Consider the following 12,009-nt stretch of genomic DNA (forward strand, 5'->3'; position numbering starts at 1 on the left):
ACAGGCTTTAGGTCAAAGCCTATCGACAGAATGCGCTGAAAACGGCCCCGGCGGACAAGGCATCCGCCGGGGCCGATCGTGATCAAGGCATGATCAGGCGCGATCATGCCGGGGAGCGGGGGCCAGAAGCCGGAAATCCTCCGGGGCAAGCTCCGTCTCGATATGCGGCACCATGACATTGCGGGCGCGGTTGAACACATCGCTTGCGCCTGTGATGCGGAAGCCGAGCTTTGTCTGCACATTGAGCGAACCGAGATTGTCGGCAAACGCGCCCGAATGGACGACAGTGTCCGGCATGCGGCGGAAGAAGCGGTCGAGGACCCCCGACGCTGCCTCGCTCATATAGCCGCGATCCCAATAGAGGCGGTTCAGCCAGTAACCGAGATGCCAGCGGCCGTGCCTGAGTTCCAGGCCGACAACGCCGATATGCACATCGTCGCCGGTGGTGATCGCCAGCTGCCAGTTCGGCAGGATGCCCGAAGTTTGCGGCACCAGCCAGTCGAGCGCATCCTGACGGTCATAAGGCTGCGGAACACGCGACAGCATGCGGCTGACCTTGAAATCGGAAAGCGTTTCGGCAATCGCTGACGCATCCGACAGGCGGTGCGGGCGAAGCGTCAGGCGCTGCGTGACGATTTCAGGGCAGGGGCCAGGCTGAGTGCGGACCGCCTTCGTCTTTTCCAGTACGGCGGCGTTCATCTCAGTTCTCCCCAGCTTCTGAGCGACATCCATGTCTTGCGGTCCAGCCGGAACCATTCGACGGCAACCATTCCGCTCAAGGCCAGGCATTCGATCATGCCTGTGCCCTGGAACTGGAAGCCACATTTCTGGATCACCCGCTTCGACGCGATGTTGGTGACCCGGCAACGGGCATCGATGTGATCGATATGGCTGCGGGTGCGGAAGGCCATGTCGATCAGTGCATGCGCCGCTTCCGTGGCATAGCCCTTGTTCCAGTGGGGTTCGCCCAGCCAGTAGCCGATTTCGAGGGTTCGTTCGTCGATCTGGGGTTCGAGTGCGCAGCAGCCGAGAAACTGGCCGTTGTCAGCTCGGGTCACGGCATAAACGCATTTGCCAATCTCGCCCGCATTCGTGCGTCGCACGAAATCGGCCGCGTCTTTAGACGTGTAGGGATGCGGCATGCGCGACACCATGGTCGCAATGTTCGCATTGTTGGCGAGATGGGCAAGTGCGTCAATATCGTCTTCGTGCGGTGCGCGCAGAACAAGGCTCTGCGACAGTAAGACGGGGCAATCGCTTCTCAGCCGGTCCGGCCTGAGCCGTTCCTCTGGTCTGGTTTCCGGCGGCCGTAATTGGCCAGCCCTTACTAATTCGCCTTGCATGGTTCAGTCTCCTTTGAGGGATAAAAGAAAAAGGGAAGATGGGTAGCGCCCCATCTCCCCTTTTTTTTGACTGAACCTTCAAACGTTCAACCGGGTCGATGAGACGCCGGTTGCTTAACGCTTGCCGGCTTTATTCTGCGGCTTCGGCTTTCGGCATAACGGACACGTATACGCGGCCATTAGCGCGCGTACGGTAATTCACGTTGCCTGCCGTCAGTGCGAAGATCGTGTGGTCTGTGCCGATGCCGACATTGGCGCCCGGATGCCACTGCGTGCCGCGCTGACGCACGATAATGTTGCCCGGAATGACGACTTCGCCACCGAACTTCTTCACGCCAAGGCGCTTGGACTGAGAATCGCGACCGTTACGCGACGAGCCGCCAGCTTTTTTATGTGCCATTGGTGTTCTCCTTTAACTTTCGAAAACCTGGATTAGCCGAGGATGTCCGTGATGCGGACGACCGTGTGATGCTGGCGATGACCGCGAATACGCTTGGAATTCTGGCGGCGACGCTTCTTGAAGGACAGAACCTTCTTGCCACGGTTATGCTCTACAACTTCAGCCTTGACCGTCGCACCCGAAACGAAGGGAGCGCCGAACTTGGCATCGGCGCCGACGCCGATAACCAGGATTTCGTTGAATTCTACGATTGCGCCAGCGTCTGCTTCCAGCTTTTCGATGGTGAGCACGTCGTTGGCGGCCACGCGGTACTGTTTACCGCCGGTCTTGATGACTGCGAACATTGGTTATCCTTTCATGTTCGTTCCGGCTCTATCCCCAAAAGGACGGCCGTCTTTTTCTCAGTCGGGCTTTAGCAGGGTTGCGAAAGAAGGATCTTCCAGAACGCATCTGCCGGTGATTTTCTGCGCGCCTTGGCGCGCAACGTCTGATCTGGACATTTTTCCACACTTCGACGCGTCCGGCCTTACGCGAGGCCCTAAAAACTGTCAAGGCGAAAGGATATGAAGACTTGCATTTCACCCCTTGCCAGCCCGATTTTTCGCCGCTATGAGACAGCCGCGCATCAAATGCGCCGACCAGCAAAGCGGAGAGGTGGCTGAGTGGTCGAAAGCACCGCACTCGAAATGCGGCATACGGGCAACCGTATCGTGGGTTCGAATCCCACCCTCTCCGCCATGGCCATTTTTAAGCTTTTGTTTTTACGAAATTTTTGCCGGCGCGAAAGTGGTCAGCCCACAACTCAACCCACATTTAGGCGTTGATGCTTTTAACGCTGCCCGGCCGTGACTGCGTCATGCACGATTTTCATGACTCGTCACGCACCACGCTTTTAGGTAGCAAGGCGTGTTCGCCGAGGGATTTAATCAAGATCGTCTGGATTTTTAGTCGTAGATCTGGGTCCTGGACCGCCAGGAACGAACCGCACGACCAGTGGTGCCTTAAATCAAAACCTCGTTTGATGATCCTTGACCCGAATGCGAACGTTCTTGCTCGACTTGCCCACGTAAACGGGCTGCTCGGTGATGTTCTAGAAGACATACACTCCGCTTGCATGTGGGACTGTTTCCAGATCGGTAGGGATGAAATCAACCCATTCGAAACCCGGTAGCGGCGTGGCGCTTTGTTAGGCGGCATAAATTTTTTGACAGATGTTTCTCGACAGTCACCATGCACGTTGAGAACGAGCAGCCAGCCCTAAGCTCCGGATTCGGTGCTATGCGGAGGGCGAGCGCGAAGCGTCTCATAGAGCTGCCCAGGACCTAACAGAACGTCCCTAAGGCCGTCTTGGACACGCTTCGATCCCAGCGCCTGCTGGCTCATGAGCTGGTGGGCATCCATTGCGTCGATCACAGCGTCCATTATGGCCCTGGCGAGGTCAGGGGAGCTTGAGAACTGCTGCTTGGTGTTGTTCGCGGCTTGCTGCGCCAGGGTGTCGGACTGCAGCAGCTTTCCCTTAAGGACGTTGTTCACATAGATGAGCTGGTCGCTATCAGAGACTTGACCCTGGAACAAATCGTTAACCTTCGCGATGATCTCGGCCAGCAGCGCCCGCTCCTTCTCCTGCACGCTACCCGAGCCGACCTCATAAATGGCCTGAAGCTTCTCTCCCATGCCGCCTAGGACAAGCGGGGTCTTACCCATGCTGGAGAGCTTATGATGGGTCAGCACGATCTTGGACGTGTCCACCGTCTCCCGCTGCCGACCGAACTCCAGCAGGGGAATGAGGCGGCGGAAGAAGATCGAACGCGCTTCGATGTCTGTGTTGCCGTAATCGAAAATCTGGGACAGGAAGGTGTAGAGCCGGACATAGGCGCCCATGTCGTTGCGGAACAGCAGGAGTGCGTCGAGTTCGTCCTGAGCGTCCTTGGCTGCCTTCTTGTCTTCGCGTCCCTTAGCATCCGCATGGCGCTTCTGGGCATCCCGATAGCTTCGCAGCAGGCGGTCTGCCACGGGCATGATGGCAGCCACCAGCTCGCTCTGCTTCGCGTTCGGGTTGAGTTCGGCGGTCACTACGCGGTTGACCTCATGGTCATCGTAGTAGCCCAGGGCGTCGAGCTTGGACCTGAGGTTGAAGACGAGATGCGGATCGGTGACATTCTCCAGCTCAGCGGTCTCATGATAGGTCTTGAAGGCCGCGAGGATGTCTTCGCCGCTATTGACGAAGTCGAGCACGAAGGTGGTGTCCTTGCCGGGGTGCGCCCGGTTGAGCCGCGAAAGCGTCTGGACGGCCTGGATACCCGCGAGACGCTTGTCCACGTACATGCCGCAAAGCAACGGCTGGTCGAAGCCGGTCTGGAACTTATTGGCCACCAGCAGGATGTGGTAGTCGGGCAGCTTGAAGGCCTCGCGGATGTCCCGCCCCTTCAGGTCCGGGTTCAGCTCCTTGCTGGCCTCCGAGAATGGCTCCTCTCCGCTCTCGGGGTCGGTAACGTCGCCTGAGAAGGCCACCAGCGTCCCAAGCTTGTAGCCCTGCTCGTTGATGTACTTCTGGATGGCCAGTTGCCAACGGACGGCCTCGACACGGCTGCCGACCACAACCATAGCCTTGGCCCTACCGTCGAGCAGCGGCTGGACGTTGGCGCGGTAGTGCTCAACGACGATTTGGACCTTCTGGGAAATGTTGTAGGGATGCAGCCGGACCCAGCGCATCAGCGTCTTGACCGCCTCGGAACGCTCGACCTCAGTGTCGTCCAGCTCCACGCCATCATTGGCCAGCTTGAAGGCCAGGCCGTAGGGCGTGTAGTTCTGCAGCACGTCGAGGATGAAGCTCTCCTCGATGGCCTGCCGCATGGAATAGACGTGGAAGGCCGTTGGGAGGTTCGTGGCGCTGGCGGGCTGGCTTCGGTCAGGTCGCCGCCCGAACAGCTCCAGGGTCTTGCCCTTGGGCGTTGCTGTGAAGGCGACGTAGGTCACCCCGGTGTCGGCAGCACGAGCTGCCATCTGGGCCGCCATGATGTCCTCGGCGCCCACCTCACCCCCATCGCCCAAGGTCGCCATTTCCTCTGGTGACAGAACGGCCTTGAGCTGGGCAGCGGTCGCGCCGGTCTGGCTGGAATGCGCCTCGTCCGCAATGACCGCGAACCGCTTGCCCTGGGTTGCGGTGAGCTCTTGGACCTCCTTCAGGGCGAAGGGAAAGGTCTGGATGGTGCAGACCACGATCTTCTTGCCATCAGCCAGCGCCTGGGCAAGTTGCCCGCTCTTGGCGCCTGCGTCGCTCTTAATGGTGGCCACCACCCCGGCGTTACGCTCGAAGCTAAAGATGGCCTCTTGGAGTTGGCTGTCGATGACGTTGCGGTCGGACACGACAAGCACGCTGTCGAAGACCTTGCGGTCCTGGTCGTCATGCAGATCAGCGAGGAAGTGGGCAGACCAGGCGATGGAATTGGTCTTGCCGGAGCCTGCCGAGTGCTGGATGAGATACTTGCCCCCAGCGCCTTCGGCAAGCACGGCTGCCCGGAGCTTGCGGGTCGCATCGAGCTGGTGGTAGCGCGGGAAGATGTAGCCGCTCAGGGCCTTCTTGGCATCGCGGACGCCAACGGTGTAGCGCCCCAGGATTTCAAGCCAGCTATCGCGCTGCCACACCTCTTCCCAGAGATAGGACGTCGGGTGCCCACTAGGGTTCGGTGGGTTACCCTTGCCCCCGTCATTGCCCTTGTTGAAGGGCAGAAAGGTGGTTAGCGGACCAATGAGCTTGGTCGCCATCATCACCTCGGCATTGCTTGCGGCGAAGTGCACCAGCGCGCCACCAGGGAAGGCCAGCAGCGGCTCTGGCGATTGCCCCTTGGGGGTGGGGTTCCGGTCATGCCTGTACTGGTCCACAGCGTCCTGAACGGACTGGGTGAAGTCGGTCTTGAGCTCGACAGTGGCCATCGGCAGACCATTGAGGAACAAGACGAGGTCGATGCTGTTCTCGTTGGCCAGCGAGTAGCGCACCTGGCGCACCACGCGGAGCCGATTGGCAGCGTAGCGGGCGAGGATGTCGCCATTCATCCCCAGCGCAGGCTTGAACTGGGCCAGGCTGAGGGGTGCCCGCAGGCCGAGCAGTTCTACACCATAGCGCAGCACATCCAGCGTCCCGCGCTCATCGAGCTGCTTGCGCACCCTGTCCAGCAGCATCACCTCGGCAGCGGTGCCATGGTTCTTGGCGAGCGTTGCCCAGGCTTGCGGCTGGGTGGCCTGGACCCAGGCAATGAGATCGGCGGGGAACAGGGCGCGGGCGCGGTCGTAGCCAGCGGCATCGCCATGGGCATGGAGCCAGCCATGGGCTGCCAGATGGTCGCAGACCTCGGTCTCGAAGCTGACTTCCTTGTGCAGGCTCATGATGACGCCCCCAGCTGTTCGGCTTCCCAGGCCTTATAGGTCTGCCCGCTGCCAACTACATGCCACTCGATGGTGCCGTTGGCTGGTCTACCGTTGACCACCGCCGCTGCCGCGCTGGTGCTCTTGAAGGCATAGGACTGGCTGAACACCGCGTGACCGTCCTGCGGTACCAATACGCCCATCCGCAGCAACTCAGCATGTAATTGCGCATACCCGCTGTCCTCGCTGCCTTGCCCTGACCACTGCGCTCGCGCCAGCGACCCGACATCTACGATAAAGTCCCCGTCCACCAAGCGCGCCTTCGCCTCAAGGCCATGACGCCTGTTGACCAGCTCGAAAACTGGCGAAGCGACCACGACTGGTGCTGCCGTTGCCACGTCCGGACGCGTGCTAGCTAGGAACATGTCAATGCGCAGCGCAGGCAAGACCATGAAGAGGTAATCGAGGAACGTCTCCATGTTCGACTGTGCGGCCTCGGATAGCGTGGGGCGCCCAGGCGCGGTGGCATTGTCCAACACCACGCGACCGACCGATCTCGCGACCTCGATCAACCGGGCTTCCAGGTATTGGACATGAGCCTTGTGCAGGTTGTTCGCAGCGGAAGTGACCAGTACGACGGTGGTCCACCAGTCCTTGTTGATGTCGTGGTTCTTGATGCGGTGGCTGATGTCGTCGCCTTCACCCAGGTAGGCCACCGGCTGGCCATCGCGCTCCCCCATCAACAGATAGACCCCGGTATGGCGGGCTTCTTTCCTGGTCAAAGCAGCGCTGATCTGCGTGCGAGGTGCCATGAGAATGTGGCCAGTCCAGTTGAAGACCTCCGCGGTCAACATGCCGTCCGGGCGCCCATCGATGAAGTATAGCTCCAGAGAGCGCCCCTCCGGCCTACCTGTCATTCTGCGTCCTCCTGGTTCGTCACCACTGCGCGAACGTCGATCTTGCAGGTGATGGCAGCGGCGATCAGAGCCGAGCGGCGCTCCTGAAGGAGATCAACGAGAACGCTACTTTCTGACATTAGCGCCTCTGCCTGCGCGTCCGCTGCGGCCATCACACGGGTGATATCGTTCTGCTCCTCCGGCGGCGGAAGGGCCACGGACATATCCTTGAACTCGTCCCAGTAAAGGCGAAGACGGAAGTCCGTAATCCCGCGTGACCGCCGTCGCATTTCTTCGACTGCCCTCGGTGTCCTGAGGAGCGCTTCGATGTAGATGGTGGAAAGTACCGTTTTGGGCCGGGCAACAACGTAGGCGGGGCTGACCATCCCGACTGCCTGGACTGAACCGAAACCGCCCTGCCAGGCTCGCATCATGTTGTAGACGAGGTCGCTAGGCTGGACCCGCTTGTACTTGGACCTATCGTCACTACGGCTGACCTTTCGATCAAGTTCTTCGTCATTGAGTTCTGTGTCGGACACGCCATGGTGGATGGACACACTGAAGATTGGCATGTCCCCATCTCCAGGCTCTGCGATCTCGCTGAATATGGCGCCAAGCCTGCGCACCTGCCAATGCTCCGGCACGTCCCCAAGCCACTCCACACCCGATGGCTTCATCCTGGCATGCGGGTCGAGGCCCTTGGTGACCGCGCGGGAGATGAGGGCCTGGCGCTGCTCCTTGAGCAGCTCGATCAGCCGCCGTTGCTCCTCCACCAGCGCGTCGATCTTGCGCGTCTCGCGGTCGAGGAATGCGGCTATGGCCCTAGCCTCACGTTCCGGAGGAACCGGTAGGGCAGTCTTCCCGAGACGTTCCGAGTTAAGTATTCGCAGCACGTTTCCTGTGGAAGCGACCTCCAGCTCAGTCCTTGCCGCGCTCAAAGCAAAGAACATGAACCTCTGGTTCCTGTAAAAGCTGGCGGCCGTGATCTGCTGGTTCGTGGCCACCTGCTCGGCCACAAAACCGATTTTGCCAATCGAACCGATACAACACACTAGTGACGAGCCAGCAGGGACTGGACGCACCAACGACCATCCGAGCGCAGACAAAGACCTTGATGCTGTTGTCGGCGCGCCTTTTTCGTCAAGGTCTTCTGGTCGGACCCAGGGATATCCCTCAGCGTCGTCAGCGTAGTTCTCTGGGCTGTCGGTGGGCGGAGTGATGCCCGTCGTTAGCCTTGCCAGGTGCTTTAGTGGCCTGCAGACCCAGTCAGCCGGAAGGTCGCCGATCCAGTCGACACCTGTCATTCGGACTTCGCGGTCGGGTGGGCTCACGAGAGCTCACCGATCATCGTCAAGATGCGCCTGGTGACCGCCTTCAAGTCGGAGTCGATCTCCTCCAGAGCGCGTGGCGGCTCAAACACATAAAAGTGCCGGTTGAATGGGATTTCGTAGCCCACCTTGGTCTTCTGGTGATCAATCCAGGCATCGGGCGCATGGGGCAGCACCTCGCGGGCAAAATAGGCGTGCACCTCTTCACCAAGCGGCACGTTCTCAGTGTCTCTGAGGGAACTGTCGGCCTGGGGCTTGCCCTTGGCCTTGCCGCGTTCACCCAGGACGAGCTTGCCGTTCTCGTCCCGCAGGGGACGTTCAACGGTGATGGTACGGTAGCCGAAGGCCTCGTTGGGGAAGATGCGCGAAAGCGGCGCCTGCTTGACCTTGCCACCCTCGGGTGCTGCTGGGGGCTGTTCACCGGCGCGAACGACAACCAGATCAACCTCTTTGCCAGCACCATCTAGCACGGTGGCGAGTTGGGCCTCGGCAAAGTCCCCGAATAGCCGTGTCACCGTCTGGATGTCGGCCTGCCCCATCTCCTTGCGCTTGGAACCCAGGCTTTTGCGCATCTTCTGCCAGAAGCCGGACGCATCGATGAGCTGGACCTTGCCCTTTCGATGGGCTGGCTTGCGGTTGGTCAGGACCCAGACATAGGTGGAGATGCCGGTGTTGTAGAACATATCTGTAGGCAGGGCGATGATCGCCTCCACCAGGTCGTTTTCCAGCACGTAGCGCCTGATCTCGCTCTCACCACTGCCTGCCCCGCCTGTGAACAGCGGCGAGCCGTTGAGCACGATGCCGAAGCGGCTGCCGCCATCCTTGGCAGGGCGCATCTTAGAGATGAGGTGCATGAGGAACAGCAGCGAGCCATCCGACACCCTGGGCAGCCCTGGGCCGAACCGACCGTTGTAGCCCTGCTGCTCAGCTTCCCGCCGGACTTCCTTCTCGACCTTTTTCCACTCCACCCCGAAGGGCGGGTTGGAAAGCATGTAGTCGAACTTCTCGTCCGCATGTCCATCCGCCGACAGGGTGTTGCCTGGGACGATCTTGGACACATCCTGACCCTTGATCAGCATGTCCGCCTTGCAGATGGCGTAGCTCTCGTCGTTCAGTTCCTGTCCGTGCATGACCAGCCGGGCTTGGTCATTGTGCTCGATGAGATACTCGCCAGCCACCGAAAGCATGCCGCCCGTGCCTGCAGTGGGGTCATAGATGGAACGCACCACGCCGGGCTTGGTCAGCACGTCGTCGTCTTCCACGAACAGCAGGTTGACCATGAGGCTGATCACCTCACGCGGGGTGAAGTGCTCCCCTGCGGTCTCGTTGCTCAGTTCGGCGAACTTACGGATGAGCTCCTCGAAGATCAGCCCCATCTGGTGGTTGTCCACCTTGTTGGGGTGGAGATCAACGCGAGCGAACTTCTCGGTCACCTGGTAGAGCAGCCCAGCCTTGGCCAAACGGTCCACCTGAGCGGCGAACTCGAACCGCTCGAAGATGTCCCGCACCTCCAGGGAGAAGGCCTGGATGTAGGTGTAGAGGTTCTGGGCAATGTTGTCCTGGTCACCGATCAACGTGGGCAGGTCGAGCTTGGCGGTGTTGTAGAAGGTCTGTCCGGCCTTGCGCAGGAGGAACGGCTCGACGTTGATGCCCTTGCCGTCCCGGGCCGCGAACTCGTCCAGCACGGCCTGCTTGGTCGGCTCCAGCACGCAATCGAGGCGCCGCAGCACGGTGAAGGGCAGGATGATCTTGCCGTAGTCCGCCTGCTTGAAGTCGCCTCGCAGCAGGTCCGCAACTGACCAGATGAGCGATGATAGTGCCTGCTGGTTCACCCGCAGTGTCCCCCCTTAAGTCTTTGGCGGACTTGAGCCTATCGCGGTATGGTTGGCAAGCGCTATTGCCGGACTGTCTGGCAGAAAATGCGAGGCGGAAACATCATAGGCAAAAATGAACGGTTAGCCGATGATCAGCAGTGCGAGATGTCGGTCGATGGCGCGCAGGAGCTAGTCGGCAGGGACATGATCATCAAGGCAGAGGTCGTAAAAAAAGCTGCACCGGAGCTGCCTGACATATCGTCGTGAATCATGGCGTCTGAGGGCCGACAACGCCAAGTTGCCCAACGGCATCGGCGGACAGCCGCCATTCACGGGACCACTGGTGGTGGTATGTCGACAGCGCTTAATCAGCCCTTTGCCTCTCTAATCTTCCTTGCCAGCCTTGAGAGCGTCGATGTTGAGACACCGGTAGCGGCGACGATACTACTCCACGTCTGGCCTTGCTCAAGCATGCTTATAAGGGCAGCGTTCCTTTCTTTGTTCTCAGGGCGGCCCCGGTACGTTCCCGCAGCCTTGGCTTTCTCAATCCCTTGTGACTGTCGTCTGCGTCGGTCCTCGTAGTCCTTGCGAGCAATGGCGGCCAGCATGTCGAGCATCATGCCGTTAATGGCGTCTAGCATGCGGGTCGAAAATTCATCTCCGCTTGTCTGGATCAACTGATGGGATGTCGGAAGATCGAGTGCAACCACTCGAACGCGCTTTGCACCTATCGAAGCCTTAAGCTTTTCCCAGTCGGTTGCATTGAGTCGGCTGAGGCGATCAACCTGCTCGACCAGCAGTACGTCTCCGGGGTGGCAATCATCGAGCAGGCGAAAGAGCTCAGGGCGCTGCAGAGACGCGCCACTTTCGTTTTCAATGTAAGATGCAGCAATCCGCAAATCGCGCTCGCCAACAAACCGGCCTAGGTCCGCCCTCGCTCGGCCTGCGTCTTGCTGCTTAGTGGAAGCGCGCAAATAGGCGCGTACATACATTAGGTGGCCTCGCTTCGCTTTGGGTAGCTTCGACAATATGACTTCGATTTAAGTTGTCAATATGGATTATCGAAGTGCGACCTAATGCGCGCCTGAATGCTTCGCCTAAGGTGTACCTTATTAAAGTGCCCTGAAAAAATTTGTTTGCGGCTGATCGTGGTGGGACCGTCCGCGACCGACCCTCTTGCCCCCTAGCGTTCTGGCATGAGGTATAGGCACCTTGCCACGGAGAAAGCTGCTCCATTTTCGCTGACGGAATTGAGATCACTTTCTTCATAGGAAATTCGGTTAACTGAATGACTTGTGGATTAGCGGCTAAGATTGTTGAAAAGCAGATGATGAAGGGCTGCCACGTAAATAGAGGCGTACGAGAGGACTTGCGCTCGAATCTGTGCCCGGTACAGCCAATTCTTGGCCTCCATCCCTTCAACTATCTTGGATATGTGACGTGCAGGAATGAACTCGTCAGCAAGCCGCTGGGCAAGCTAGGCGTCGTCAATAAGTCGAAGAAATCTAGATGCCATGCTTCATCTGCTATGTGTGCTCTCACGTACGCGTCTATTTTTGACGATCATTTTCCTCGAAAGCCATTGCTGTTCCTCTGATCAATTCCATGCCGGCAACCGGTTGTTCCGGTGTACGAGCCTGCCTTTATAAGTCACTGGGAGTCACTATTGGCTGAAAGGGGATCTCCTCATCAAGGTCTCGTGAAAACTCTCTTTTCGTCCTGGTAGAGCCCGGGACTGGCTTCGGTCCATTCTGTGCAGGCTTTGCCTCGTCGACGAACGGTGACGTCAGGCCACTCGCTGTCGTAATTTTTGCCGCCGGATCATAAGTCGCCTCCTTGCGCCGAAGATCGGCAATGCATTTGTTG

Annotated in this window: 9 protein-coding genes and 1 tRNA gene; 1 reads left to right on the top strand and 9 read right to left on the bottom strand. The window is 59.3% G+C overall.

Translation table 11 applies throughout. The features are described 5' to 3' along the window. Positions 1-93: 93 nt before the first annotated feature. The 4 genes from ACQY1J_RS21125 to rplU form a co-directional block, all read right to left on the bottom strand. Positions 94-699, bottom strand: a complete 606-nt coding sequence (locus tag ACQY1J_RS21125; protein WP_162759451.1) for a GNAT family N-acetyltransferase — start codon at positions 697-699, stop codon at positions 94-96. Further along, positions 696-1,343, bottom strand: a complete 648-nt coding sequence (locus tag ACQY1J_RS21130) for a GNAT family N-acetyltransferase (RefSeq protein WP_430250773.1) — start codon at positions 1,341-1,343, stop codon at positions 696-698. The genes ACQY1J_RS21125 and ACQY1J_RS21130 overlap by 4 nt, the downstream gene beginning before the upstream one ends. A gap of 130 nt (positions 1,344-1,473) precedes the next feature. Next, complete coding sequence (rpmA, locus tag ACQY1J_RS21135; RefSeq protein WP_062462735.1) at positions 1,474-1,743, bottom strand: 50S ribosomal protein L27; 270 nt, start codon at positions 1,741-1,743, stop codon at positions 1,474-1,476. Between the two features lie 32 nt (positions 1,744-1,775). Further along, on the bottom strand, positions 1,776-2,087 hold the full coding sequence (rplU, locus tag ACQY1J_RS21140) for a 50S ribosomal protein L21 (RefSeq protein WP_092665082.1): 312 nt from the start codon (positions 2,085-2,087) through the stop codon (positions 1,776-1,778). Positions 2,088-2,391: 304 nt separating this feature from the next. On the opposite strand from rplU, the gene ACQY1J_RS21145 reads away from it, so the two are divergent. Beyond that, positions 2,392-2,481 (top strand) — tRNA-Ser (locus ACQY1J_RS21145). 519 nt (positions 2,482-3,000) lie between these two features. On the opposite strand, the gene ACQY1J_RS21150 is transcribed toward ACQY1J_RS21145, so the two are convergent. The 5 genes from ACQY1J_RS21150 to ACQY1J_RS21170 form a co-directional block, all read right to left on the bottom strand. Continuing rightward, positions 3,001-6,126: a type I restriction endonuclease subunit R gene (locus ACQY1J_RS21150; protein ID WP_430250774.1), complete on the bottom strand. Its 3,126-nt coding sequence runs from the start codon at positions 6,124-6,126 to the stop codon at positions 3,001-3,003. Continuing rightward, the gene (locus ACQY1J_RS21155; RefSeq protein ID WP_430250775.1) at positions 6,123-7,022 is read right to left on the bottom strand and encodes a GIY-YIG nuclease family protein; all 900 of its coding nucleotides are present in this window, start codon (positions 7,020-7,022) and stop codon (positions 6,123-6,125) included. Before ACQY1J_RS21155 ends, ACQY1J_RS21150 begins: the two co-directional genes overlap by 4 nt. Further along, positions 7,019-8,305 carry a restriction endonuclease subunit S gene (locus tag ACQY1J_RS21160; protein WP_430250776.1) on the bottom strand — a complete coding sequence of 429 codons (1,287 nt, stop codon included), beginning with the start codon at positions 8,303-8,305 and terminating at the stop codon, positions 7,019-7,021. The genes ACQY1J_RS21155 and ACQY1J_RS21160 overlap by 4 nt, the downstream gene beginning before the upstream one ends. A gap of 23 nt (positions 8,306-8,328) precedes the next feature. After that, positions 8,329-10,161: a type I restriction-modification system subunit M gene (locus ACQY1J_RS21165; protein ID WP_430250777.1), complete on the bottom strand. Its 1,833-nt coding sequence runs from the start codon at positions 10,159-10,161 to the stop codon at positions 8,329-8,331. Positions 10,162-10,511: 350 nt separating this feature from the next. Next, positions 10,512-11,135: a recombinase family protein gene (locus ACQY1J_RS21170; protein ID WP_430250778.1), complete on the bottom strand. Its 624-nt coding sequence runs from the start codon at positions 11,133-11,135 to the stop codon at positions 10,512-10,514. Between the last annotated feature and the right edge of the window lie 874 nt (positions 11,136-12,009).

The organism is Neorhizobium sp. DAR64860/K0K1, assembly GCF_050500205.1.
GTDB classification, from domain to species: Bacteria; Pseudomonadota; Alphaproteobacteria; order Rhizobiales; family Rhizobiaceae; genus Neorhizobium; species Neorhizobium soli.